Source organism: Micromonospora sp. NPDC005197, from assembly GCF_040608295.1.
GTDB lineage: Bacteria > Actinomycetota > Actinomycetes > Mycobacteriales > Micromonosporaceae > Micromonospora.
On sequence record NZ_JBEXHY010000015.1, the window covers coordinates 59,879 to 82,944 of the forward strand.

Genomic DNA, 23,066 nt, shown 5'->3' on the forward strand with positions numbered 1-23,066 from the left:
CGTGTCGTGCCCAGGCCGCCACGAGTCCAACACCTGAACCGGGCTTGAGGTCAAGCCCGGTTGGACGGCCCGACGCCGGGAGACTCGACCAGCCGGGACAGCACGATGGTGCTGCGGGTGGAGGTCACGAAGGACTCGGCGCGCAGCCGTTCCAGCGCCGCCTCCAGGTGGGCGATGTCGGCGGCCCGCAGGTGCACCAGCGCGTCCGCCTCGCCGGAGACGGTGTACGCGCCGACCACCTCCGGGTGCCGGCGGGCGGCCACGCCGATCTGCGCCGGGGTGGTCCGACCGGCGCAGAACAGCTCGACGAACGCCTCGGTGGTCCAGCCGACGGCCGCCGGGTCCACGACGGCGGTGAATCCCCTGATCACGCCCGTGGCGCGCAGTCGGTCCACCCGGCGCTTGACCGCCGGGGCGGAGAGTGACACCCGGACGCCGATGTCGGCGTACGACGCGCGGGCGTCAGCGACGAGCAACGCAATGATCCGCTGGTCTACGGCGTCTATCTGCAACGTTCCGCCTCTGGGAAGCAATGGTTGTGGCTGTTACCAAAGTTCAACGGTACCTACTCTTGGTGACCGTGAACCAGCAGCGAGTCTCGCGAAAGCGGACATATCTCATGTGCTCGCCCGAGCACTTCGCGGTCGAGTACGCGATCAATCCGTGGATGGACGTGACCACCCCGGTCGACCGGGAGTTGGCCGTCAAGCAGTGGGACCGCCTGCGCGAGACGCTCGTCGGCCTGGGGCACGACGTGCATCTGCTCACCCCCGAGCCGGGCCTGCCCGACATGGTCTACGCCGCCAACGGTGCGTTCGTGGTGGACGGCAGCGTCTACGGCGCCCGGTTCAAGCACGAGCAGCGGGCCGCCGAGGCCGCCGCGCACCACGCCTTCTACGAGTCGCAGGGCTGGCGGTTCATCGCCCCGAGCGAGACCAACGAGGGCGAGGGTGACTTCGCGTACGTGCCGGAGGCGCACGGCGGGCTGATCCTGGCCGGGCACGGCTTCCGCACCGAGATCCCGGCGCACGCCGAGGCGCAGGAGGCGCTGGGCCGCCCGGTGGTGTCGCTGCGCCTCATCGACCCGCGCTTCTACCACCTGGACGTGGCGCTCGCCTCCATCGACGACTCGAACGTCGTCTACTTCCCCGGCGCGTTCTCGGCCGCCAGCCAGCGGGTGCTGACCCAGCTCTTCCCGGACGCGGTGATCGCCGACGACGAGGACGCGATGGCCTTCGGGCTGAACCTGGTCAGCGACGGCGCGAACGTGGTGCTCAACAGCGAGGCCACCCGGCTGGCGGGCAAGCTCAAGGCCGCCGGCTACAACCCGGTGCCGGTCGAGCTGGCCGAGCTGAAGAAGGGCGGCGGCAGCGTGAAGTGCTGCATCGCCGAGCTGCGGCACTGACCCGAACACTGCCGCGTACGGCAGGGGCCGGCCTCCCGTCGGAGGCCGGCCCCTGCTGCTGCTTGTGGTGGGCGTTTCAGCCGAGCGTGGCCAGCTCGTTGATCAGCACGTTCGACATGACCTGACCGTCGCGCTGGACCTCGCGCAGGTACCACTTCTGCTGGGGGGTACGCGGCTGGTTGAACTGCCAGATGCCGCGCGGGCTGTCGATCTGGCCGATCCGACCCAGCGCCAGGTTGACCTGCTGCGGGGTGGGCGACCCACCGGTCAGCTGGATCGCCTGGTCGAGCACCTGCGCCGCGTCGTACGACGCCATCGCGTAGGTCGTCGGCGTGGTCTGGTGCTTCTTGCGGTAGGCGGAGGCGAAGACCCGGTTCGACGTGTTGTTGAGGTCGGCCGAGTAGTTCAGCGCGGTCTGGATGCCGAGCGCGTCCCGGCCCAGGCTCTCCAGCACGGTGCCCTCGGTGAGGAAGCCGGGCGCGTAGACGGGGCCGCTGAACTGGTCGCGCAGTTGCTTGATGAACTCCACGGCGGCCGAGCCCGCGAAGAAGCAGAAGACGGCGGTTGGCTTCTTGCGCAGCGCCTTCTCGATGTCCGCCACGTAGGTGCCCTTGCCCGGGTTCGGGGTCGGGTTGGTGTTGGTCACCGGGTCGGCGATGCGCGGGTCGGAGGTGCCGAACTCCTGCCTGAAGCCCCGCACCACGTCCGGGCTACCCACGTTCTCCGGCATGATGATCGCGATCCGGCCGTTCGCCGGGAGCTGGTCGCGCAGGTAGCGGCCCAGCGCCCGGCCGGCCTCGTCCAGCACGTACGACGTACGCCAGATGTAGACGACGCTCTGCAGGCTGCTCGGCGAGGCGTTCGAGCCGATGAGCGGGACCCGAGCCTCCTCCACAGTGTCGCGGATGCCGACCATCACCGACGAGTTGACCACGCCGGTGAGCGCCAGCACGTTCTGCTTGAGCAGTTGGTCGACGGCGGCCTTGCCGGTCTTGGCGTTGTCACCCTCGTCGGCGGTCAGCAGCTCGACCGGATGCCCGCCCAGTTGCTGGCCGTGTAGGTCGAGGAAGAGCTGGAAGCCGTTGGTGATGTCGTCACCGATGGACTTGAAGCCGCCGGCCTTCGGCGCGATCAGACCGATCTTGATCGGGCTCTTGGCGGCGGCCGGCTTGCCCTCGGTGTCGGAGCCGCACGCGGCGGCGAACCCGGTCGTTCCGAGCGCGGCCAACAGTTGGAGCGCCCGCCTGCGATTCATCTGCGACACCGAGTTCCTTCCAGGAGCGTTGCAGGGCAGAACACCGCCCCTCCGGCGTTCTACCTGCTCCGCGACGCTGCGTCAATGGTTAGTGATCATCGTGCAGGGACCGCAACACAGCGAGCACCGGGGGCCACGCCGAAGACTCCGGGTCGATCAGCCCGAAATGCTCACATCCGGGCAGCTCGACAAGGGAAATATCGGATCCTGCGGCACGAGCCGCCGCGACGAAGTCCCGGCTCATCGCCACCGGCACCTGCAGATCCGCCGAACCGTGCACGACTACTGTCCGTGTCCGGATCGGTACCAATGATCGTGGATCGGCCGCCGCGTACCGGTCCGGGAAGTCGAGTGGGCCGCCGCCGAGCAGCGCCGCCACCGCACCCGCGTCCAGATCCAGCCGGTACGCCGCCGCGAGATCGGCCACCGGGGCCAGGGCCAGCACTCCGCTCACCGTCGACGGCGCGGTGGCCGCCGCGTACAGCGCCAGATGGCCACCGGCGGAGTGACCGATGACGATCGGCGCAGCCCTGCTCACCCGACCCGGCAGCGCCTCGGTGGCCAGCTCGGGCAGCGCCGCGATCCCGGCCAGCGCGTCGGTCAACGTGCCCGGCCAGCCGCCGCCCGGCTGCCCCGTACGCCGGTATTCCAGCTGCGCCACCGGGTAGCCCTCGGCGGCGAGCGCGGCGGCCAGCGGGCCGGTGTGGCGGCGGTCGTACTCGGAGCGCCAGAAACCACCGTGCACCACGACGACCAGCGGCTGGGCCGGACCGACACCGGCCGGCCGGCGCAGGTCGGCAATCTGGTCGGGGTGGTCGCCGTAGGCCACCGTCAGGTCCGGCTCCGGCGCGGGCCGGGTCAGCACGGCGCGTGGGTCGGCAGGCATGGCGCGACGGTAGCGCGCCCCGCCCGGGTGGTTCGGCCCTGGGAGTCGGTCCCGGGCGGCATGGGTCGCGCCCACTGGGTAAAGATGGACCCCATGACCGAAGCGCGCTCCGCTGAGCAGAACGACCAGCCCGGCCCCGACGACTCCGGCCACTCCGGCACGGTGGTGGTGGTCGGTCCGGACGGCCGGCCGATCGGCACCATGCAGACCGAGGAGGGGCAGGGCGAGGACCCGACCCGTCTGGTAGAGCAGCCGGCCAAGGTGATGCGGATCGGCAGCATGATCAAGCAGTTGCTGGAGGAGGTCAAGGCGGCCCCGCTGGACGACGCCAGCCGGCACCGCATGCGCGAGATCCACGAGCGGTCGATCGTCGAGCTCAAGGAGGGTCTCGCCCCCGAGCTGCGCGACGAGCTGGAGCGGATCTCGCTGCCCTTCACGGAGGACAAGGCCCCGAGCGAGGGCGAGCTGCGTATCGCGCACGCCCAGCTCGTCGGCTGGCTGGAGGGCCTGTTCCACGGCATCCAGGCGGCCCTGGTCGCCCAGCAGATGGCCGCGCGGGTCCAGCTGGAGCAGATGCGCGGCGGCCGGCAGGCGCTGCCCAGCGGCCCCGGCGGTGTGGTGCCCGGAATGCCGGGCATCGGCCAGCCCGGCGGCGGTGAGGGCCACAACACCGGCCAGTACCTCTGACCTGGCCGGTCAGTCCACCCCGAAGATCTTCTCCAGGTACGCCGCCACGCCGTCCTCGGAGTTCGCCCCGGTCACCTCGTCGGCGACCGCGAGGACGGCGGGGTGCGCGTTGGCCACCGCCACGCCGCGCCCGGCCCAGCTCAGCATCGGCACGTCGTTCGGCATGTCGCCGAAGGCCAGCACGTCCGCGGCCGCCACGCCGAGCCGGTCGCAGTACCAGTCGAGCCCGGCCGCCTTCGTCACCCCGGCCGCGGAGATCTCCACGAGCCCCGAGGACGACGAGTGCGTCGCCTCGGCCAACCCCGCCACCGCTGCCGCCACCAGTGCGACGAACGCGTCCGGGTCCTGCTCGCCGGCGCGGGCGAGCAACTTCACCGCGGGAAGCGAGAGCAGCTCCTCCGGTGTCTCGACCGGCCGGATCCCGTCGGGGTCGACGTCCCAGCGCAGCGGGTAGTCCGTCTCGTGCCGCATCTGGCGGCTGTCCATGATCTCCACGGCGAAGCTGATCCCGGGCACCTCGGCCCGCAGCCGCTCGGCCACCTCGGCCAGGTGCTGTGGCGCGAGCGGGTCGGCCCGCAGCACCTCGTCCCGCACCGGGTCGTAGACCACGGCGCCGTTGGCGCAGACCGCCGGCAGCGGCTCGGCCAGCTGGTCGTACACCATCTCGAGCCAGCGGACCGGACGGCCGGTGACCAGGACGACCGGCGTGCCTCGCGCGGTGATCCGCGCGAGCACGTCGGCGGTGCGCGGGCTGAGCGTGCGGTCGTCGCGGATCAGCGTGCCGTCGATGTCGGTGGCGACCAGCGCAGGGGTGTCTCGCATCACCGGGACAGTAGCCGGTCCAGGTACACCGCCACCCCGTCGTCGTCGTTGCGCAGGGTCACCTCGTCGGCGGCGGCACGCAGCGCGGGGTGCGCGTTGGCCACCGCGACCCGGGACCAGCCGGCCCACTCGAACATCGGCAGGTCGTTGGGCATGTCGCCGAAGACCAGGACATCAGCGGGGTCGACCCCCAGGCTCTGCGCCACCACGGTCAGCCCGGTCGCCTTGTCCACGCCGGGCGGGCAGATCTCGATGAACCCGAGCCCGGCCTGGGTGAGCGTGGCGACCTGCGGCGAGACGATCCCGCGGGCCACCGCCAGCAGCTCGTCGACGTGGTGGTCGGCGGTCCGGGCGAAGGCCTTGATCACGTCACAGGAGAGGCATTCAGCGCGGCTGCGCGCCTCGAACCGGTCCTGGTAGGGCCAGCTCTCGTGGTAGTCACCCCAGAGCGGGGCGTCGTGCTCGTCGGACGCCTCGACCATCACGGTCAGCGGGCCGACCTCGGCCTCCAGGTCGGCGAGCAGCCGGGCCAGCACCTCGGCGGGCAGCCGCTCGTCGCGGAGCACCACCGGGCCGGTCGGGTCGCTCTGGTCGACCACCCGTCCACCGCCGGCCATCACCAGGAAGTCGGCGGCCCGGATGTCGTTGCGGGTCAGCTCGGTCAGTCGGGGGCCGCGTCCGGTCGCGCCGACCACCGGAATTCCGGCGGCCCGCACCCGGTCGAGCACCCCGTGGGTGTACGCGGAGACGGTGTCATCGCTGCGGACCAGCGTTCCGTCGAGGTCGGTCGCGATCAGTTTGGGCAGTCCCGGGCGGGTCATCGTTCCTCCTTCGCCCGCCGCCGTCGCACCTGCCGAGGCCAGGGAAAGCGAGGCCCGGCGTGACGGCGGGCAGCAACCGTACCTCGGGAAACGGGCCCGAACCATGTCTTCCAGGCGAATCGGGCACCAACTCCAGGCCCGTTCCCAACCTCCGCGATCTTGTACTTCCGGTCGCCGATACGCGGTGGAATGCGCCTTCTGTCGCTGCAGAAAGTGCAAGATCGGTGGGTCGGGGTCGGCCTGGCCGGCTCAGGTGTTGGGGTGTTCGGGGCGGGCGAACGGCGCCACCGCGGTCACGGTCAGGTCGGCCGGCGCGGGCGGGCCGTCCTCCTTCTCGACCGGGTCGAGGTGCCGACGGCGCCAGCCCTGCCCCGTCGCGGCCCCGGAACGGTTGTCCTCCGTCGGCGCGTTCGGGGCCAGCCGCAGGGCCGCGGCGAGCAGCACGCAGGCCACGAACGCCATCACCAGGCCGCGACCGTACTCGACCCGGAAGTTGTCCTCCGGCTCGTAGAAGTAGTTGCGCTGACCGGGGTCGTCGAGTGTCGCCGTCGCCGCGACCAGCAGTGCCAGCAGCGCCCCGCTCAGGGTGAACCCGACCAGTCGGGCGTTCGGCCGGACGGCCGCCGTGCCCCGCAGCGCCAGTGCCACCGTGCAGACCAGCCCGAGCAGACCGACCAGGTAGCCGATGCCGAAGCCGCCGACGTCGGACACCCCGGCGGGCACGTCGATCGAGGTGGCACCGGCCGGGCCGCCGTTCGGCAGAGTCATCACCAGCCACTCGCCGAGCAGCGAGGCCACCCCCGCCACCGCCCCGAGCCCGGCGAGCAGCACGGGCAGGCGGGGATCCCGGGTGATGCCGGCCAGGGACCCGCCGAGGCGACGGCGTCCGGTGGCGGGCTCGTCGGCACCCCACTCGATCACGGCCGGCCCGTCGGACGGATCGCCCTGCCGTGGGATGGGCAGCTCCTCGGACATCGGCCATCCTTCCGCCGGTCGCGGGCCTGCGTCGAATCATGGCACAGAGGGTCGTGCTGGTGCCGCTGCCGAAACCGCCCGCGTCGCGCCTCCGCCAGGGGTGACGGGAATCGCACGGCAGGCGTCGGTGCCGGTCGGTCGCTCGGGAGGCACCTTTCCGCTAGCGTTCTCCTCATGCCTATCCGTACCGCTTCCGCACAATGGCAGGGCAATCTCACCGAGGGTTCCGGCACCGTCCGCACCGGTAAGGGCGGCCTGTCCGGCAACTACTCCTTCAAGTCGCGCTTCGAGGAGGGTGAGGGCACCAACCCCGAGGAGCTGATCGCCGCCGCGCACGCCGGCTGCTTCTCGATGGCGTTCTCGAAGGCCCTCGCCGACGCCGGCTCGACGCCCACCTCGGTCGAGACCACCGCCAAGGTCCACCTGGACAAGACCGACGCCGGAATGAGCGTGACCCGGATCGACCTGGAGACCGTCGGCCAGGTGCCCGGGGTCGACGAGGCGGAGTTCCAGAAGCTCGCCGAGGCCGCCAAGGCCAACTGCCCGATCTCCCGGCTGCTCTCGCCGGGCGCCGAGATCACCCTCACCGCTCGCCTGGCTTCCTGACCCGGCGACGCACGCCGCACGTTCACGGAAGGAGCCTCCGCCCGGTCCCGGGCGGCCGCTCTCTTTCGTGAACGCGCGGCCCCGGCCGGGGTGGCCGCGCGTGAGCCGGCCGATCGGTGCGGCGTCGGGCAGAATGGACGCCGTGCCGGTGGACATGACTCGCGAGCGCTTCGAGGAGCTGGTGGCTGACGCCCTCGACGAGGTGCCCGAGGAACTGCTCGGCCTGATGAACAACGTGGTGATCCTGGTCGAGGACGACCCACCGCACACCGACCCCGACCTGCTCGGCCTCTACGAGGGGCACGCGCTCACCGATCGGGGTTGGGACTACGCCGGCGTGCTTCCGGACCGGATCTTCATCTACCGCCGTCCGATCCTGCGGATCTGCGACAGCGACGAGGACGTCGTCGACGAGGTCGCGGTGACCGTGGTGCACGAGATCGCCCACCACTTCGGCATCGACGACGCGCGACTGCACGCGCTGGGCTGGGGCTGACCCGGCCGCACACCGCCAGGTCAGAGCGCGGCACGCCGCTTCGCCGATGGCCCCTGGTTGCCGTGGTCGCCTACCGTCGGTGCAGCGACCGCGACCGTTTCAGGAGGCACCTTTCATGCGCAGCGAGCTGTTCTCGGCGGAAAATCTGGAGAAGGAGTCCGCGCAGGCCGGCATGCGGCTGCAGAACTCCAAGATGTTGAAGATCGAGCTCAACGGCGAGGCGATGGCCCGGGTCGGGTCGATGGTCGCCTACCAGGGCAACGTGCAGTTCCAGGCGCTGGGCTCGGGTGGGCTCGGCAAGTTCCTCAAGCAGAAGCTCACCGGCGAGGGTGTCCCGCTGATGAAGGTCACCGGCCAGGGTGACGTCTTCCTCGCCGAGCTGGCCAAGGACGTGCACATCATCGACCTGGAGCCGGGCGACGCCCTGTCCATCAACGGCTCCAGCGTGCTGGCCTTCGACTCGACCCTGCAGTACGACATCAGGATGGTCGGCGGCGCCGGGATGGCCTCCTCGTCCGGCCTGTTCAACTGCGTGTTCAGCGGGTACGGCAGGATCGCCATCACGACCAAGGGCACCCCGGTGGTGCTCAACGTGGACGCCCCGACGTACGTCGACCCGCAGGCCGCCGTCTGCTGGTCGGCCAACCTCCAGACCGGCTACCACCGGGCTGAGCAGCTCGGTCTTGGCACGCTGCTGGGCCGGCGCACCGGCGAGTCGTTCACGATGAGCTTCGCCGGTCAGGGCTTCGTGGTGGTGCAGCCGTCCGAGGAGCCGCCGGTCATGGGCAGCGGTCAGCAGCAGCAGGAGGGCGGTCTGCTCGGCGGTCTGCTGAGCTGAGCACCGACGCGGGTACGGGCGCTCCCGGTCGCACCGGAGCGCCCGTACGCGTGTTGCTCGCCTGCTCGGCCGGTCAGCTCAACTCGCCGGTGCGCAGCCGGGCCAGCCAGGCCGCCGCGTCGGCGTAGTCGACGTCGGAGAGGCCGGCCGGCGCGGGCACGGGCCGCTGGCCCGCCGCGTCGACCCAGCGATGCCGCGGGTACGACCCCAGGAAACGGACATCGGCGCACACCCGGCGCAGCCCCTGCAACGCCTCACCCAGGCGTACGTCGGCCACGTGGCCGGTGCAGTCGAGGAAGAAGACGTACCGGCCCAGGGCCTCGCCGGTCGGGCGGGACTCGATCCGGGTCAGGTTGACGCCGCGGACGGCCAGCTCCATCAACACCGACAGCAGCGCGCCGACCCGGTCGTGGGCGATGTAGACGGCCAGCGAGGTGAGGTCGTCGCCGGTCGGCGGTGGGGGTGGCCCGGGGCGGGAGACCAGGACGAAACGGGTCACCGCGTCGGGATGGTCGGCGATCTTGTCGGCGAGCAGGGCGAGTCGGTGTCGGGCGGCCCCGATCGGGGCGCAGATCGCCGCGTCGTACTCGCCGGACCCGGCGCCGGCGGCTGCCGCGCCGTTGGAGAGCACGTCGACGACCACGGCGTCGGGTACGTGGTCACGCAGCCAGCCCCGGCACTGGGTGGACGCCTGCGGGTGCGCCGCGACCGTGCGGACCGCCGACAGCGCGGTGCCCGCACGCGCGGCGAGCACGAACTCGACCGGAAGGATCACCTCTCGGGTGATCACCAGCGGGTCGCCCTCGACCATCTCGTCCAGGGTGACGCCGACCGCCCCGCCGATCGAGTTTTCCAGCGGCACCAGCGCCGCGTCGGCATCTGAGGCCCGGACGCTGTCCAGGGCCTCACCGACGCTGCGGGCCGGCGTCCGGGTGCCACGCTCGGCGGCGGGGACGGTGCGCAGGGCCTGCTCGGCGAAGGTGCCCTCCGGGCCGAGGTAGACGAAGCGCGTGGGCGGTGTTCCGGGCATGTCGACCAGACTACGCACCCGGCTGGACCGCCGGAGAAGCATCGCAGGCGAGCGTACGGATCCCGGCTGGCCCGGTGGCGCGGACCTCGATGGTGCACACGTCGGTGCCGGCGGTGACCAGTTCCGGGGCGGTGGGCCGACCCCGGGTGACGACCTGAAGCTCCTCGTGCCCGGTCACCTCCAGCACGGTGTACTGCCAGTCGGCGGCGCACAGCGGCCCGGTGCGGACCCGGACCCGCACGTTGTCCGGGAGCACCGAGGCCCGGCCGCGCAGCAGCTGCACCACCCGCTGCCCGGTCGGACCGTTCCGGCAGGCCGTCGCGACCAGACCCGGGTCCCGGGTGGCCGACGGGGTGGAGAGCGGTGGGGCGCTCGGCACGGTGGACGGCGTGCCCGTCGGGACGCCGGTCGGGCCGGTCGCCGTCGGGGTGCCGGCGCCGGTGGGCACCCCGGCCGGGTCGCGCAGCTCGGGAGGGGCGCCGCAGCCGGTCAGCGCCCCCATGGTGAGGAGCGCCAGCAGGGCCCCGGCCACGGGCAGCGCGCGAACCGCCACGGGTGTGATGGCGGTTGTCGCCCGGGACGGGGGAGCCGGGTGGCGGGGCGGGTCGAACGGCACGGGCCGATCCTCGGACATCGGGAAACGTCATCGCGGCCGGGGTGGCCGAGCCCATCGTAGGGCGAGCTGACGGCGGGGTGAAGCTCAGCCGAGGACGCGGTGCCCGGCGCGCTCCAGGGCGGCCGTGCCCTCGGTCAACCGGACGGTCGGCACCAGCACGTAGTCGGTGTCGAAGGTGGAGAACGTGACCACGCTGACCCGGGCCGCGGCGAGCGGGTCGACGAGCGCCGCCAGTGTTCCCGTGGCGTCCACGCCCGTCGGGCCGACGACGCGCAGACAGCGCCAGGTGGTCTCCACCACGGCCTGGGCGGGCACCCGGTCGGTCGGGCAGATCACCGAGATCCCGTCGGCGGTCCAGCTCACCGTGACCACGTCGGCGCGGCCCAGCCCACTCGACAGCGCGGCCGGCAGGGCGGTGTCGGCCCGCAACCGGCACACGGCGTACTCCCCCGGCAGCAGAGCGATATCGAGCATGAGGGCACCTTACGGCGTGGGTGTGGGCCCATCCCGCCATCGCCGCGTGCGGCGAACGACACATTGCGCCGCAGGTCAGACGGCGAACGACACATTGCGCCGCAGGTCAGGCGGCGAACGACATATTGCGCCGCAGGTCAGACCTCGGAGAAGAAGGTGAGCGAGCCGGCCACGGCGCCGTTGGTGAGCACCGGGGTGGAGATCGCGTCCACCGTCGCGTCGGAGCTGTCCGGCGAGGCGGCCTGCACCCGCAGCAGCCCACGGGCGAGCCGGCCGGAGGAGAGCGCCAGCAGAGGCGGGATCTTGTCGATCTCGGCCTCGGTCAGCTCGCCCCGGTTGGCGGTGAAATCCAGCAGTCGCAGGCCGCCGTCGAGCAGCGGCCGCCCGATCAGGCCGGCCGGGTCGCCCAGACAGAGCAGCTCGCAGCCGGCGGCGGAGATGGCCACGACCCGGGTGTCGGCGTCGATCAGCAGGCAGGGCTCATCGGCCCGGTCGACCGTCGAGGACCACTGGCCGACGTTGTCGGACTCCAGCTCTGTCGAGGCCCGCGCCGACGGCACGAACACTTCCGAGAGCGAGAGTTCGACGTGGGCCACCGCGCCTCCTATGTCCACCGACGGACTGTCCACGCTAGCCGGTCGCCGACGGAATCACCGAGCGCACCAGGTCACCGGACCGCACAGCTCGAACCGGGGCGGCCGGCGACGGCGCGGGAGCCGGTGGGTAGTGGGGGACCGGGGCCGCGTGGCGTCGCCGGTGACGTTACCGGCGGTGGGCCGGCTTGTCAGCGGCCGTTCGGCCCTCGTCGTACCACCGGTAGTCGGCCGATGGACGGTAGGTGCCGTTCAGCCAGGTGCTCGGGTGCTGTGCCACCCGGGACAGCTTCTCGGCCGTGGCCGGGCTGATCCGGCTGCCACCGGCCACGAGGAGCCGATCCAGTTCCCGGTGGGTGGCCATCAGACAGTCCTTCGGAAGGCCGTAGACGCTGATCACGCCGGAGCCCACGAAGGTCAGCACCGGCGTCACCGGGATGGTCAGCCCCACCGCGTCGGAGAGGGCCTTGCTGGCCCGCCTGGCGTCCCGCCGGGCCTCGGTGACGTACGGAGGCCGCTTGCCGTTGATCTGCACGACGTCCCCGGCGACGAGCACCCGGGCCCGGCCGTGGTCGGCGATGGTCACCGCGAACAGGCCGCTCGGCCCGATGGCGAGGAACCCGGCGCGGTCCTCCTGGGTGCGGTCGAGCAGGACGTCCGCCACGTCGGTGCGGGGCCACTCGATGACGTGCCAGGCCGGCCCGAGATGGTCGAGCTGGCCGAGCGCGCGGGCTCCGGCCGCCTCCAGTCGACGGGCTCCCCGCTCGGCACGGCGGCGGCGGGCCCATTCGAGCGGTGTCGGACGGACCGGCTCCAGAGCCCCGGGCGACTCGACGCGGGGGTGGGGCACCGCGATGGGCGGCAGTGCCCTGGCGGTCGGTACGGCTCGTCGTGCGGGAAAGACAGTCATCGTCGTCGACCTCCGGCAAAAGGTCCCTCGAAGTTATGTCCTCACTACCCTACGTTGCCACTCCCGGTGTTCGGCAAGCCGGAGCGCCGGAGTGACTGTGGATGAATGCCATATTCATCCACAGTTCTTTTGTCGGATGCCGCCAAACCCTGCCCTACGCTGCGGGGGTGACCCACTACGTCGACAGTGAAGTCGGCCGGCTCGGCACCGTGTTGCTGCACCGGCCCGGCCCGGAACTGGCCCGGCTCACCCCTCGCAACAACGACTCACTCCTGTTCGACGCGATCCCCTGGGTCGGCCGCGCCCAGGAGGAGCACGACGCGTTCGCGGCCGCGCTGCGCGAGCGCGGGGTCGAGGTGCTCTATCTGGCCACCCTGCTGGCCGAGACGCTGGCCGTCGAGGATGCCCGCGCCGAGTTGACCGAGGAGGTGCTGCGCTCCCGTCGACTCGGCGACACGCTCCGCGCCCGGGTCGCCGACCACCTCGCCTATCTGGACCCGGCCGCGCTGGCCGACGTGCTCACCGCCGGGCTCGCCCACGAGGAGCTGCGGATCAGCTCGGAGCGGCCGGGCGGGCTGGTCTACACCCTGATGGACCGGCACGACTTCGTCATCGACCCGCTGCCGAACCTGCTCTTCACCCGGGACTCGTCGTTGTGGATCGGTGACCGGGTCGGTGTCACCAGCCTGGCCATGCCGGCCCGCCGCCGGGAGACTACCCTGACCGACGCCATCTACCGCCACCATCCGCGCTTCGCCGGCACCGAGTTCGTCTACCGCCCCAATCTGGAGCACCTGGAGGGCGGGGACGTCCTGCTGCTCGCACCGGGCGTCCTGGCGGTCGGGGTGGGCGAGCGGACCACCCCGGCCGGCGCCGAACGCCTCGGCCGGCAGGTCTTCGCCGCCGGGCTGGCCCACACCATCCTGGTGGTGCCGATCGCGCAGAAGCGCGCCACCATGCACCTGGACACCGTGTGCACGATGGTCGACGCCGACGCCGTGCTGATGTATCCGAACATCGCCAGCACGCTCTCGGCGTACACCGTGATCGCCGGCGCGGACGGCGAGGACCCACGTGTGGACGGCCCGGCGCCCTTCCTGCGGGCCGCCGCCGACGCGATGGACCTGGACCAGCTCCGGGTCATCGACACCGGCCTGGACCCGGTCACCGCGGAACGCGAGCAGTGGGACGACGGCAACAACACCCTCGCCCTGGCGCCCCGGCTCTGCGTCGGCTATGAGCGCAACACCGAGACCAACGCGCAGTTGGAGCGGGCCGGCATCGAGGTCATCGCGATCGCCGGCTCGGAGCTGGGCTCCGGCCGGGGAGGCCCGCGCTGCATGTCCTGCCCGATCGTGCGCGACCCGCTGCCCGTCAACGGGTGAACGGGCCGCGCTTCGGGGTCAGCGGAGGGTGAGCTGACGGCCGAGCAGCCCCTGGCGGGCCCGCCGGCCGGCGGCGTCCAGCGGTTCGGTGGTGGCGAGCGCCTCCGCGTACCGCTTGGCGAACTGCGCGACCGGGTCCTCCCAGTCGTCGGCCGGAGTCTCCTCCGGCAGGTCCCACACCGGCACCAGCCGGCCGTGCGCGCGGAACATCCCGGCGAACTTGGTCTGCTCGCCGAGCGTCAGCGTGCCAGCCGCGCCGAGGCGGGCCAGCGCGTCCAGTGCGGCGTCCTCGTCGTCCGGGAGCACCCAGCGCACGTGCGCCTTCTCCGGGACCTGGCACCAGTACGCGGCCTTCGCGGCGGTCATCCGCACGGTCGGGTAGATGGCGGCGTTCGCCCGCTCCAGCGACGCCTGGACGCTCGGGTCGTCGGTCGCGCCGGGGTCGAGCCAGAACTCGAACCCGTCGTGCATGGTGATCTCCAGCGGGCCGTCCACCAGGAAGTCCTGCAGTCGCGGCCCGGGACCGGGCAGCGGTGGTACGGACACCTGGCCGCCCGGCTCGGTCCGCAGCGCGCAGAGCAGCGCCTCGGCCAGGTCCCGGGAGACGTCGCCGGACTGCTGGTGGCGTTGCAGACCGATGAGCACCCGGCCGTCCGGCTTGCTCACCGCCGGCGCGGCCATCGGCAGCACCGTGGCCAGCGTGGCCGACCGGTCCCCGAATTCCTCGACGAGGGCGGGCGCCAGCCGCAGCGGCGCGGACGCGGCGGGCACCAGCTCGCGCAGCGCGATCCACTCGGACTCGTCGGCCAGCCCCTCGAACGGTCGCGGCACGAAGACGTCGCGCACCTTGTCCTTCCGGGGCGCGGTGTCGGCGGCGGTTCGCTGGCTCTTTCGACGCTTGCTCACGGCGTCACAGCCTAAGGCCCCGCCCGTCCCGCCGTGGGCCGGACCCACCCACCCCACCGCTTGTTGATCATGAAGTTATTGTCACCGCGCACGGCGTGTCGTGGCAATAACTTCATGATCAACGATGTCAGGCGGCTGGTACCAGGTCGGGGTGGGAGGCGGGGGTGGGGTCGAACTCCGCCCACACGCGCTGGCCCATGCCGTCGCGCTCGACGCCCCAGCGGGTCGCCAGGCCGGCCACGATGTGCAGACCCCGCCCGTCCGCGGCGTCCGGGCTGGCCGTGCGGATCCGCGGGCTGGTGCCCGCGCCGCCGTCGGTCACCCGCAACTGGATCCGCGGGCCCTCGGCCGAGGCTCGCAGCCGCCACGCCACCCGGACCACGCCGCCGGGCAGCGGCCGGGCGTGCCGGACCGAGTTGCCCACCAGCTCGGCGAGCACCGCGATCAGATCCGCGAGAAGCGCCGGCGTCACGACGTCAGCCAGGTCGTCGGCAAGCCGGTGTCGCGCCAGTCGTGCGCCGGCGGGATGGTGGGGAACCACCACGCACCACGCCCGATCCCTCACTGCCGCTACCACCGTCGCCTCCACGTCGCGCCACCGTCGGTCAACCGCGCGGTAGCCGCACCTCTGCGACCGTACCGCCGTCGGTCCTCGGACGTAGGGATACCCATCCATTCTGTTGTTCAACGATCCGGCGGACGAGATAGAGGCCGAGCCCCGCTCCCGGGTAACCGCGCCGGTCGCCGGACTCGCCCTGCCAGAACCGGTCGAACGCCCGCTCCACGTGCTCCGGCCGGATGCCGATGCCCCGGTCACGGACCCGGAACGCGACCAACTGGCCGTCCACCCCGGCGGTGATCTCGATGGGGGAGCCCGGCGGCGAGTACTTGCCAGCGTTGGTCGCCAGCTCGGTCAGCACGGTGGCCAGGCTGGGCCGGTGGCCGAGCGCCTTGGGCAGGTCGGCGGGGAGGCGCAGCGTCAGCCGGTGCCGCAGCTCCGCCGGCAGGTCCACGATGGCGGCGCGCAACGCCTCAGCGAGGTCGAACGGGGTCGGTGGGTCGTCCCCCGGCCCCGCCTCGGCCGCCGAGGAGAGCAGCCGGTCGACCAGCCGGGCCAGCTCGTTGGCGCGCTGCCCGATCACCCGGGCGGCCTGTCGCCGGTCTCCCTCGGTCAGCGACTCCCAGTGGTCGGTGAGGGTGTCCGCGTACCCCTTGATGACGGTGACCGGCGTGCGCAGCTCGTGGCTGGTGACCGCGACGAACAGCTCCCGGTCGTGATCGCGGCGCTGCTGGTCGGTGATGTCGCGGAAGGTGACCACCCGCAGCGCGCCCGGGCCGGGCAGGTCGCCGGAGGTGATGCGCAGCCAGCGCCCGTCCGGCAGCCGGTGGTCGCGGACCTGCCCGGAGGGCGGCAACGGAAAGGGCAGCGGGCCTTTCAACGCCTGCTCCGCTGTCCGGCCGGTGACCTGGGCGGCGGCCGGGTTCCAGAGCCGGACGTGGCCGTCCCGGTCGACCACCGCCAGCCCGTCGGCGAGTGCCGCCACCACCGGCCCGTCGCCGTGCACCGGCAACCCGCTCTGGTCGCCGTACATGTGCCCGACGCACGAGGCGAGGTAGGCGACCACCCCCCGCTGCTCGGCGTCCGGCTCGTCGTCTCCCGCATAGAGGGCGTGCAGGCTGCCGACGGTGTGACCGCCGATCTCGGCTCGGGCCACCACCATCCGGCGTAACCCGCTGCCGGCCAGCTCAGCGGCGAGCTTGCCGTTGAGGTCGGTCACCCGAACCTGGGCCACCCGTGGCCCGGAGAGCAGGCAGACGGTGTCCGGGTCGTCCGCCGCGAGCGGTCGGCCGAGCGCCCACTCCGCCGCGCCGGTCGCCGCGATCACCCGGCCACCGGTCGGGCCGAACTCGACGAACGCCATGCCGGTCGCGCCCAGCGCCGGTTGGGTTACCCGGAGCAGTTGGGTGAGGACCGGCAGGCCCGCGTCCCCAGCATTGATCGACTCGATCGCGACGGTGTGGCCGGCGAGAAGAGCGGGAAAATCGATACGCTCCGGCATGTGCCGAGTCTGCCCCGCCGGCCCGGCTTTCGGCACCCCCGGTTGTCGCGTAGGTGCTGCCGGCCCTCGGCACGCTGGACGGCCAGCTCGGCATTGAGGCCCGTTCAGCGGTCCCGCCGGGCCAGGACGTGCGCCGGGCGGTCGGTGATGATCCCGTCCACCTCCTCGGCCAGCACCAACTCCACGTCGGCCGGCTCGTTGACGGTCCAGACGTACACCTGGTTGCCGGCGGCGCGCAGCGCGGGCAGCAGGTGCGGGCGGGCCCGGACCAGGCCGATGCCCGGCCCGGCGATGCGGGCGCCGAACGGCAGCCGGCCCAGCCGCAGCCAGGGCGGCAGCACCTCCAACAGCAGCACCGTGGGCAGCGCCGGGGCCAGCTCCCGGACCCGTCGGACGGCCAGCGGGGAGAACGACATGACGGTGAGCTGGACGGGGTCGTCCGGTGCCGGGTCGGCCAGCCCGTACCGCCGCAGCAGCTCGACCAACCGCCGTTCCACGGTCGAGCCGTAGCGGGACGGATGCTTCGTCTCCACCAGCAGCCGGACCGGCCGCCCGGCGGCGAGCACCGCGTCGAGCAGCCGGGCCAGCGTCAACAGCCGGGTGTGCGACTCGTCCGGCGGCAGGTCACCGCTCGGAGCGCTGCCCGGATGCCAGGAACCGAAGTCCAGCGCGTCCAGCTCGGCGAGGGTGCGCGCGCTGACCAGACCGCGGCCGTTGCTGGTGCGGTCCAGTCGCCGGTCGTGGACGCAGACCAGATGCCCGTCGCGGGTCAGCCGGACGTCGCACTCCAGCCCGTCGGCGCCCTCGTCGAGGGCGCGCAGGTACGCGGCGAGGGTGTGCTCCGGAAGGTCGTACGAGGCGCCGCGGTGCGCGAAGACCAGAGGACCGCCCATTCCGGCCGCCTCAGATGACCTGGCCGGGCTGCCCGTTCGCGTCGACCACCGGACGGCCGACCGCTGCCCACTGGCGCATCCCGCCGTCGGCGTTTCGCACCTGCTCCCAGCCGTTGTTGACCAGGTAGGCGACGACCTGGGCGGAACGTCCACCGGAGCGGCAGATGACGGCCACGTCCCGGTCGGTGGGCACCTCGGCCAGCCGCGCCGGCAGCTCCATCATCGGCAGGTGGTGGGCGGTGGGTGCGTGGCCGGCCGCCCATTCGTCGGCCTCCCGCACGTCGAGCAGGTAGGTGTCGTCGGCGATCTGGGTCACGGGCACGGTGGGAACCTGGGGTCCGAACACAGGAAGCAACACTAGATCCTCGCGGGCCGGATCGGCACCGACCCGGCCGTCGGTACGGTCACAACCGGGTCACCCAGCGGGGATTGGCCTGCGCCCAGGCCGGTACGCGGGTCCCCCGGACGGCCTCGAAGAGCCCGTTGCCGCCGTTGTCGAGCACCACGTACGAAACCTGGTCGATGGTCTGCGGCGACGAGGGCACCTCAACGCCGCGCATCCCGTCGGGCGGCAGCGCGCGGAGCGCGAGGAGCAGATCCTCCAGGGGTACGCCGTTGGTGTCGACGGTCAACGAGCCGCCGACCGCGCGGAGCACCTGGTCCAGTTTGACGGGGTTGTTGCGCAGGTCGGCTTTGCCGGCGCTGTCCAGCATCGCCCGCAGGAGTTGCTGCTGGTGGCGCTGCCGGTCGAAGTCGCCGTTGGGCAGGTCGTAGCGCTGCCGTACGTAGTCCAACGCCTGCGCGCCGTCCATCCGCTGGCAGCCGGTGGGGAAGACGCGGTTGGTGTGGATCGAGCGGACCTGGGTGTCCACGCACATCTGCACCCCGCCGAGGAGGTCGATCACTTTCCGGAAGCCGGAGAAGTCGATCAGCGCGGCGCCGTCGAAGCGGATGCCGGTGAGCCGGTTCAGGGTGACGGAGAGCAGTCGGGTGCCGGCCTGCCCGCCGCCGCCGTGCTCGTACGCAGCATTGATCTTGTCTGGACCGCCGCCGAAGCCGTTCGCGGGCGGGATGGAGACCAGCAGGTCACGCGGGATGGAGACCAGGTACGCCTCCCGCCGCCCGGCGGGCACGTGCACGATGAGGATGGTGTCCGAGCGCTGGTCCGGTTCGCTGCTGCCGGCGCGTCGGTCGGTGCCGATGAGCAGGTAGTTGAGCGGCCCGTCCAGGTCGGTCCGGTCGGTGCGGGCGTCGGCGTCGAGCAGCTGCTCCTTGGTCACCGTACGGTCGTACCGGTGGGTAAGCGTCTTGAGCCCGATCTGGGCGAGCCCGGCCAGCAGGACGAGGGCCAGACCGACGCCGAGCAGGAGGCGTGACCAGCGGGCGCGGCGGGGCGCGGCCGGGCGTGCCCGGTCCGCTGCGTTCCGGCCCCACCTGGACGTGACCGCCTCCCCGCAGCCGATACGTGAAACCTGCTCACGTCAGGCTACGGGCGGTAGCGAACCGGTCGTCGGGCTTTCCGCGACTTGGAGTGGGCGGCCTGAGGCGACGCGGCCCGAGGCGACGCCGCCTCAGGCGAGGCGGCGTGAAGCGACGCGGCGGCCGTCACTTGCGGCCGGAGATCACCTCGGGGTGGGTGAAGACGAACTCGGCGAGCTTGTCCTGCTTGACCGCCTGGAACATCTGCATCGTTTCCTCGTTCAACGCCTCACGGTTGTTGCCGTTGCCGTTGAAGCTGCCGTTGTTGGTCTTCAGCATGGTCAACTCGTTAGCGGTGACCCCACGCATGGTGAAGATGAAGTTCTCGATCGGCACGCCGCCGGTGTCCAGGACGAACGCCTTGCCGGCCGCCTTGATCAGCTGGTTCAGCTTGGCCGGGTTGGTCAGCATGCCGCCGTCGGTGGCCTTGCGGGCCATCGCCTTGATCAGTTGCTGCTGGTTCTGCTGCCGGTCGTAGTCGCCGCCGGGGAGGCCGTAGCGCTGCCGGGCGTAGTCGAGGGCGGCCCAGCCCTCCATCTCCTGGCAGCCCTTCTTGTGCACGACGGGCGTCATCGTCTTGCCGGTCTTCTTGGCGTCCGCGTTCCACATGGGCTTGCCGTCGACGAACGACATGTGCTTCGACTTGACCTCGTAGCTGACGCAGATCTTCACGGTGCCCAGGGTGTCGATGACGTTCTTGAAGCCACCGAAGTTGATGATCGCCGCGCCGTCGAAGCTGATCCCGGTGAGCCGCTTGATCGTCTGCGCCATCAGCTGGGCGCCGCCCTCCCAGCCGCCACCGTTGCGGGCGCCGGCCTGGAACGCGGCATTGATCTTGTCGGTGCCGCCGGTGAAGCCGCTCTTCTTGAAGGGCGGGATCTGCGCCTCGGTGTCGCGGGGGATCGAGATCAGGTACGCCTGGTCGTGCGAGGCCGGGATGTGCAGGATGATGATGCTGTCCGAGCGGACGTCGTCGGCGGCCCAACGCTCGCGCGCGTCCACGCCGAGCAGCAGCATGTCGATCGGACCGTCGAGGCTCGCGCCGCCCTCCGCGTCGGTCTTGCCGGCATCACCGAGCAGGTTGCGTTGGGCGATGTCGCCGGTCGCCTGGCCGATCAGCACCTTGGTGCCGACGATGGCCACCCCGCTGCTGAGCATCAGCACCGCGCCGAAGATCACGGTCAGCCGGGCCCAGAGCGGATCCTTGCGGCGGGGCCGCTTCTTCGCCGGCCCCTTCCCGCCTGTCCGGCCGTTGCCGCCACCCGGCGGGCGACCGCCCGGACCACCGTTCGACGGGCCCGGCTGCACCGGTATGGACGCGGCGATCCGGCCGCTCGGCGCGGCGGATCCGGCGGACGAAGGGCGACGGCTGGCCTGAACCGGCATGCGTGCTCCAGCTCGTGATCAGGAGGGGGGCCGCCCCACTGTACGTACATCAATTCGACTTTGCGAGTTCATCTGGACTCAATTGGGACGACAGGTGCCGTCAACCGGGCGATCGTCCCCATTCGATGACCGTAAAGGCGAGGTCGGCTCGCTTCAGGGTGGACCGCGTCGCCGCCGACGCGGTCCACCCCTGCGCTCAGCCGCCGTCGGTGCTCTTCGGCGGGTTGGCCTTGACCCAGTCCGCCATGGTGTCCGCCGACATGGCCCGGTACATCGCCAGCGCCCTCTCCCGGTCGGACACCACCACCGACTCGCCGTTGATGGTGTCGCTGCCCGAGTTCGGGCTGGTCAGGAACGTGAGGTTCTGCCCACGCAGGTTGCGGAACTGCACCGCCATGTCCGTCACCGAGAAGCCCTGGTCGACGGTCACCGCGGCGGTCACCGACTTGAGGAAGTCGTTGAGCTTCTTCGGGTTCGCCAGGGTGCCGGTGCTCGCCGCCTTGTCCATCAGCGCCCGGAGGAACTCCTGCTGGTGCCGCATCCGGGCGAAGTCGCCGTCCGGGAACTGCTTGCGCTGCCGGATCCAGTCCAGCGCCTCGCCGCCGTCCATGTGGTTGGTGCCCTTGGTGAACGTCCGGTACGGCTTGTGGATCGAGGTGATCGTCCGCTCCACCTTCAGGTCCACTCCGCCGAGGGCGTCGGTGACCTCCTTGAAACCGCCGAAGTCGATCGCCATCACGTGGTCGATCCGGACGTCGGTGAAGCACTCCACGGTGCGGACTGCCAGCGGCAGGCCACCGAACGCGAACGCCGCGTTGATCTTCGCGCGCTGGCCGGAGCCGCAGTCCGCCCCGGCGCTCTGCGGGATCGGCACGTACAGGTCACGCGGGATGGAGACCAGGTACGCCGACTGGTGGTCGGCCGGGATGTGCATCACGATGACCGTGTCGGCCCGCCACTGGCTCTTGGTGTCGACCGGCGCGTCCGGGTCCCGGGAGTCGCTGCCGACCAGCAGGATGTTCAACGCGCCGTCGACGGGCTTCGCCGGCCGACCGCCGGTGATCTCCGCGAACGGGTCCGTGCGGGCCAGGTCGTTGTCGAGGTTGCGCGCGTACAGCCAGGCGCCCAGGCCGCCGAGCAGCGCGAGCACCAGCACCGCGATCCCGGCCACCAGGCCGATCCGTCCCCAGCGCGGCCGGGGGCCACGCCGTCCCGGCCCGCCGGCCCCACCGGGCCCGCCCGGTCCCGTCGGCCCCGCCGGGCCGCCCGGACCGGGCTGCTGCTCGTCGTACGGCGGGTACCAGCGCGCCTCGGCGGGACGCGCGCGTCCGGAGGCGCCCCGGTCGGGGCTGGGCACCGAGGCGCGCCCGGCGCTGCGGTGCAGGTGCGGGTGAGGAACGCCGGCAGAGGTCGCTGACATGTAACTCAGGGTACGTAGCGGGAGCCACTACCGCCCTCAGGCGACACTCAGCCCGCGGTGCTCCGCCGTGAGCTGGTTACCCTAGCCGCGCCCGGAAATACTCGATCGTGCGTCGCAGGCCGTCTTCGGGCGTCACGGTCGGCTCGTATCCGAGCAGTTCACGGGCGAGGGTCAGATCGGGGCGGCGCATCTCCGGGTCGTCCGAGCTGCGGGTGATGTACGTCACCTGCGAGCTGCTGTCGGAGAGCGACACGATCAACTCGGCGAGTTGACGCATGGACATCTCGTGCTCGGTGCCGCAGTTGACCGGGCCGGTCTCGGTCGAGTCGAGCAGCAGCAGGATGCCCCGCACCAGGTCCTCGACGAAGCAGATCGACCGGGTCTGGTTGCCGGTGCCGTGCACGGTGATCGGCTCGCCGCGCAGCGCCTGGGAGATGAAGGTGGGGATGGCCCGGCCGTCGTCCGGGCGCATCCGCGGGCCGTACGTGTTGAAGATCCGGACGATCGCCGCGTCCAGCCCGCGGTAGCGGTGGTACGCCATCGTGGCCGCCTCGGAGAAGCGCTTCGCCTCGTCGTAGACGCTGCGGACGCCGATGGGGTTGACGTTGCCCCAGTAGGTCTCGCGCTGCGGGTGCTCCTTCGGATCCCCGTACGCCTCGGAGGTGGAGGCCATCAGGAACCGGGCGCCGTCGGCGACCGCGCGCTCCAGCAGGTGCAGGGTGCCCACCGAGCCGACCCGGAGGATCTCCACGGGCAGTTGCGCGAAGTCGGTGGGGCTGGCCGGCGAGGCCATGTGCAGGATCGCGTCGAACCGCTCGGCCATTGCCGGGTGGTGCGTCGGCAGGCCGTCGGAGAGGTCCGCCTCGACCAGGGTGAAGGTTGGCCGGTCGAGCAGGTGGGCGACGTTCTCCTTGGAGCCGGTGACGAAGTTGTCCAGCGCCACCACCGTGCAGCCCCGGGCGATCAGGGAGTCGACCAGGTGCGACGGGACGAAACCGGCGCCGCCGGTGACGAGAACGCGGTGACCGGAACCGAAGCGCTCAGCAACCTTCATGCCGGTCAGCCTACCGACCCCTGTTTACCGCAAGAGGCCCCCTGTTGACGCGTGGCGTCAACAGGGGGC

At 71.8% G+C, this 23,066-nt stretch carries 26 protein-coding genes; 6 read left to right on the forward strand and 20 right to left on the reverse strand.

The window, feature by feature from the left end; translation table 11 throughout:
* Nucleotides 1–50: 50 nt before the first annotated feature.
* Nucleotides 51–512, reverse strand: a complete 462-nt coding sequence (locus ABZU46_RS08495; RefSeq protein ID WP_354855798.1) for an Lrp/AsnC family transcriptional regulator — start codon at nucleotides 510–512, stop codon at nucleotides 51–53.
* A 59-nt stretch (nucleotides 513–571) separates the two neighbouring features.
* Here ABZU46_RS08495 and ddaH point away from each other — a divergent pair, with 59 nt between their 5' ends.
* Nucleotides 572–1,405, forward strand: coding sequence for a dimethylargininase (gene ddaH / locus ABZU46_RS08500; RefSeq protein ID WP_354855799.1), 834 nt, complete (start codon nucleotides 572–574; stop codon nucleotides 1,403–1,405).
* A 76-nt stretch (nucleotides 1,406–1,481) separates the two neighbouring features.
* Here ddaH and ABZU46_RS08505 read toward each other — a convergent pair whose 3' ends face one another.
* Together ABZU46_RS08505 and ABZU46_RS08510 are read right to left on the reverse strand one after the other, a co-directional pair.
* Nucleotides 1,482–2,669, reverse strand: a complete 1,188-nt coding sequence (locus ABZU46_RS08505; RefSeq protein ID WP_354855800.1) for an ABC transporter substrate-binding protein — start codon at nucleotides 2,667–2,669, stop codon at nucleotides 1,482–1,484.
* A 79-nt stretch (nucleotides 2,670–2,748) separates the two neighbouring features.
* The gene (locus tag ABZU46_RS08510; protein ID WP_354855801.1) at nucleotides 2,749–3,546 is read right to left on the reverse strand and encodes an alpha/beta hydrolase; all 798 of its coding nucleotides are present in this window, start codon (nucleotides 3,544–3,546) and stop codon (nucleotides 2,749–2,751) included.
* 84 nt (nucleotides 3,547–3,630) lie between these two features.
* Between ABZU46_RS08510 and ABZU46_RS08515 the strand changes: the two genes are divergently transcribed.
* Nucleotides 3,631–4,233: a bacterial proteasome activator family protein gene (locus ABZU46_RS08515; RefSeq protein ID WP_354855802.1), complete on the forward strand. Its 603-nt coding sequence runs from the start codon at nucleotides 3,631–3,633 to the stop codon at nucleotides 4,231–4,233.
* A gap of 9 nt (nucleotides 4,234–4,242) precedes the next feature.
* Here the strand turns inward: ABZU46_RS08515 and ABZU46_RS08520 are convergent, their stop codons facing one another.
* From ABZU46_RS08520 to ABZU46_RS08530, 3 genes are all read right to left on the reverse strand, one after another.
* Entirely contained in the window at nucleotides 4,243–5,055 is an 813-nt protein-coding gene (locus tag ABZU46_RS08520) for an HAD family hydrolase (RefSeq protein WP_354855803.1), read from the reverse strand.
* Nucleotides 5,055–5,876: an HAD family hydrolase gene (locus ABZU46_RS08525; RefSeq protein ID WP_354855804.1), complete on the reverse strand. Its 822-nt coding sequence runs from the start codon at nucleotides 5,874–5,876 to the stop codon at nucleotides 5,055–5,057. Before ABZU46_RS08525 ends, ABZU46_RS08520 begins: the two co-directional genes overlap by 1 nt.
* 249 nt (nucleotides 5,877–6,125) lie before the next feature.
* Complete coding sequence (locus tag ABZU46_RS08530) at nucleotides 6,126–6,851, reverse strand: hypothetical protein (protein WP_354855805.1); 726 nt, start codon at nucleotides 6,849–6,851, stop codon at nucleotides 6,126–6,128.
* A gap of 174 nt (nucleotides 6,852–7,025) precedes the next feature.
* Between ABZU46_RS08530 and ABZU46_RS08535 the strand changes: the two genes are divergently transcribed.
* The 3 genes from ABZU46_RS08535 (at nucleotide 7,026) to ABZU46_RS08545 (ending at nucleotide 8,791) form a co-directional block, all read left to right on the forward strand.
* Entirely contained in the window at nucleotides 7,026–7,457 is a 432-nt protein-coding gene (locus ABZU46_RS08535; RefSeq protein WP_007453754.1) for an OsmC family protein, read from the forward strand.
* 148 nt (nucleotides 7,458–7,605) lie between these two features.
* Nucleotides 7,606–7,953 (forward strand): metallopeptidase family protein, encoded by a 348-nt coding sequence (locus ABZU46_RS08540; RefSeq protein WP_354855823.1) that lies wholly within the window; start codon nucleotides 7,606–7,608, stop codon nucleotides 7,951–7,953.
* Nucleotides 7,954–8,068: 115 nt separating this feature from the next.
* Nucleotides 8,069–8,791, forward strand: coding sequence for an AIM24 family protein (locus ABZU46_RS08545; RefSeq protein WP_234582643.1), 723 nt, complete (start codon nucleotides 8,069–8,071; stop codon nucleotides 8,789–8,791).
* Between the two features lie 73 nt (nucleotides 8,792–8,864).
* Here ABZU46_RS08545 and pheA read toward each other — a convergent pair whose 3' ends face one another.
* From pheA to ABZU46_RS08570, 5 genes are all read right to left on the reverse strand, one after another.
* Entirely contained in the window at nucleotides 8,865–9,821 is a 957-nt protein-coding gene (gene pheA, locus ABZU46_RS08550) for a prephenate dehydratase (protein ID WP_354855806.1), read from the reverse strand.
* Between the two features lie 10 nt (nucleotides 9,822–9,831).
* Nucleotides 9,832–10,455, reverse strand: coding sequence for a hypothetical protein (locus tag ABZU46_RS08555; protein ID WP_354855807.1), 624 nt, complete (start codon nucleotides 10,453–10,455; stop codon nucleotides 9,832–9,834).
* Between the two features lie 66 nt (nucleotides 10,456–10,521).
* Nucleotides 10,522–10,911, reverse strand: a complete 390-nt coding sequence (locus ABZU46_RS08560) for an ACT domain-containing protein (protein ID WP_354855808.1) — start codon at nucleotides 10,909–10,911, stop codon at nucleotides 10,522–10,524.
* Nucleotides 10,912–11,048: 137 nt separating this feature from the next.
* Complete coding sequence (locus ABZU46_RS08565) at nucleotides 11,049–11,507, reverse strand: hypothetical protein (protein ID WP_354855809.1); 459 nt, start codon at nucleotides 11,505–11,507, stop codon at nucleotides 11,049–11,051.
* Between the two features lie 166 nt (nucleotides 11,508–11,673).
* Nucleotides 11,674–12,414: a hypothetical protein gene (locus ABZU46_RS08570; RefSeq protein WP_354855810.1), complete on the reverse strand. Its 741-nt coding sequence runs from the start codon at nucleotides 12,412–12,414 to the stop codon at nucleotides 11,674–11,676.
* 167 nt (nucleotides 12,415–12,581) lie between these two features.
* Here ABZU46_RS08570 and ABZU46_RS08575 point away from each other — a divergent pair, with 167 nt between their 5' ends.
* On the forward strand, nucleotides 12,582–13,799 hold the full coding sequence (locus ABZU46_RS08575) for an arginine deiminase (protein WP_354855811.1): 1,218 nt from the start codon (nucleotides 12,582–12,584) through the stop codon (nucleotides 13,797–13,799).
* 18 nt (nucleotides 13,800–13,817) lie between these two features.
* On the opposite strand, the gene ABZU46_RS08580 is transcribed toward ABZU46_RS08575, so the two are convergent.
* The 9 genes from ABZU46_RS08580 to ABZU46_RS08620 form a co-directional block, all read right to left on the reverse strand.
* Nucleotides 13,818–14,705 carry a DUF5926 family protein gene (locus tag ABZU46_RS08580; protein WP_354855812.1) on the reverse strand — a complete coding sequence of 296 codons (888 nt, stop codon included), beginning with the start codon at nucleotides 14,703–14,705 and terminating at the stop codon, nucleotides 13,818–13,820.
* 127 nt (nucleotides 14,706–14,832) lie between these two features.
* Nucleotides 14,833–15,249, reverse strand: coding sequence for an ATP-binding protein (locus tag ABZU46_RS08585; protein ID WP_354855813.1), 417 nt, complete (start codon nucleotides 15,247–15,249; stop codon nucleotides 14,833–14,835).
* A 61-nt stretch (nucleotides 15,250–15,310) separates the two neighbouring features.
* The gene (locus tag ABZU46_RS08590) at nucleotides 15,311–16,765 is read right to left on the reverse strand and encodes a PAS domain-containing sensor histidine kinase (RefSeq protein WP_354855814.1); all 1,455 of its coding nucleotides are present in this window, start codon (nucleotides 16,763–16,765) and stop codon (nucleotides 15,311–15,313) included.
* 104 nt (nucleotides 16,766–16,869) lie between these two features.
* Nucleotides 16,870–17,658, reverse strand: coding sequence for a glycerophosphodiester phosphodiesterase family protein (locus ABZU46_RS08595; protein WP_354855815.1), 789 nt, complete (start codon nucleotides 17,656–17,658; stop codon nucleotides 16,870–16,872).
* A gap of 10 nt (nucleotides 17,659–17,668) precedes the next feature.
* Nucleotides 17,669–18,004, reverse strand: coding sequence for a rhodanese-like domain-containing protein (locus ABZU46_RS08600; RefSeq protein WP_354855816.1), 336 nt, complete (start codon nucleotides 18,002–18,004; stop codon nucleotides 17,669–17,671).
* Nucleotides 18,005–18,062: 58 nt separating this feature from the next.
* Nucleotides 18,063–19,025, reverse strand: coding sequence for an LCP family protein (locus ABZU46_RS08605; protein WP_354855824.1), 963 nt, complete (start codon nucleotides 19,023–19,025; stop codon nucleotides 18,063–18,065).
* A gap of 238 nt (nucleotides 19,026–19,263) precedes the next feature.
* The gene (locus ABZU46_RS08610; protein WP_354855817.1) at nucleotides 19,264–20,523 is read right to left on the reverse strand and encodes an LCP family protein; all 1,260 of its coding nucleotides are present in this window, start codon (nucleotides 20,521–20,523) and stop codon (nucleotides 19,264–19,266) included.
* A 196-nt stretch (nucleotides 20,524–20,719) separates the two neighbouring features.
* Nucleotides 20,720–21,943 (reverse strand): LCP family protein, encoded by a 1,224-nt coding sequence (locus tag ABZU46_RS08615; protein ID WP_354855818.1) that lies wholly within the window; start codon nucleotides 21,941–21,943, stop codon nucleotides 20,720–20,722.
* A 76-nt stretch (nucleotides 21,944–22,019) separates the two neighbouring features.
* Nucleotides 22,020–22,997 carry an NAD-dependent epimerase/dehydratase family protein gene (locus ABZU46_RS08620; protein WP_354855819.1) on the reverse strand — a complete coding sequence of 326 codons (978 nt, stop codon included), beginning with the start codon at nucleotides 22,995–22,997 and terminating at the stop codon, nucleotides 22,020–22,022.
* Nucleotides 22,998–23,066 lie beyond the last annotated feature (69 nt).

Bases quoted from the DNA above. Each gene is read 5' to 3' on its own strand.
- ABZU46_RS08515 (WP_354855802.1), top strand. From the start codon at position 3,631: ATGGACCCCATGACCGAAGCGCGCTCCGCTGAGCAGAACGACCAGCCC.
- ABZU46_RS08590 (WP_354855814.1), bottom strand. From the start codon at position 16,765: ATGCCGGAGCGTATCGATTTTCCCGCTCTTCTCGCCGGCCACACCGTC.
- ABZU46_RS08535 (WP_007453754.1), top strand. From the start codon at position 7,026: ATGCCTATCCGTACCGCTTCCGCACAATGGCAGGGCAATCTCACCGAG.
- ABZU46_RS08620 (WP_354855819.1), bottom strand. From the start codon at position 22,997: ATGAAGGTTGCTGAGCGCTTCGGTTCCGGTCACCGCGTTCTCGTCACC.
- pheA (WP_354855806.1), bottom strand. From the start codon at position 9,821: ATGCCCGGAACACCGCCCACGCGCTTCGTCTACCTCGGCCCGGAGGGC.
- ABZU46_RS08530 (WP_354855805.1), bottom strand. From the start codon at position 6,851: ATGTCCGAGGAGCTGCCCATCCCACGGCAGGGCGATCCGTCCGACGGG.
- ABZU46_RS08545 (WP_234582643.1), top strand. From the start codon at position 8,069: ATGCGCAGCGAGCTGTTCTCGGCGGAAAATCTGGAGAAGGAGTCCGCG.
- ABZU46_RS08525 (WP_354855804.1), bottom strand. From the start codon at position 5,876: ATGACCCGCCCGGGACTGCCCAAACTGATCGCGACCGACCTCGACGGA.
- ABZU46_RS08520 (WP_354855803.1), bottom strand. From the start codon at position 5,055: ATGCGAGACACCCCTGCGCTGGTCGCCACCGACATCGACGGCACGCTG.
- ABZU46_RS08560 (WP_354855808.1), bottom strand. From the start codon at position 10,911: ATGCTCGATATCGCTCTGCTGCCGGGGGAGTACGCCGTGTGCCGGTTG.
- ABZU46_RS08615 (WP_354855818.1), bottom strand. From the start codon at position 21,943: ATGTCAGCGACCTCTGCCGGCGTTCCTCACCCGCACCTGCACCGCAGC.
- ABZU46_RS08610 (WP_354855817.1), bottom strand. From the start codon at position 20,523: ATGCCGGTTCAGGCCAGCCGTCGCCCTTCGTCCGCCGGATCCGCCGCG.
- ABZU46_RS08570 (WP_354855810.1), bottom strand. From the start codon at position 12,414: ATGACTGTCTTTCCCGCACGACGAGCCGTACCGACCGCCAGGGCACTG.
- ABZU46_RS08595 (WP_354855815.1), bottom strand. From the start codon at position 17,658: ATGGGCGGTCCTCTGGTCTTCGCGCACCGCGGCGCCTCGTACGACCTT.
- ABZU46_RS08510 (WP_354855801.1), bottom strand. From the start codon at position 3,546: ATGCCTGCCGACCCACGCGCCGTGCTGACCCGGCCCGCGCCGGAGCCG.
- ABZU46_RS08555 (WP_354855807.1), bottom strand. From the start codon at position 10,455: ATGTCCGAGGATCGGCCCGTGCCGTTCGACCCGCCCCGCCACCCGGCT.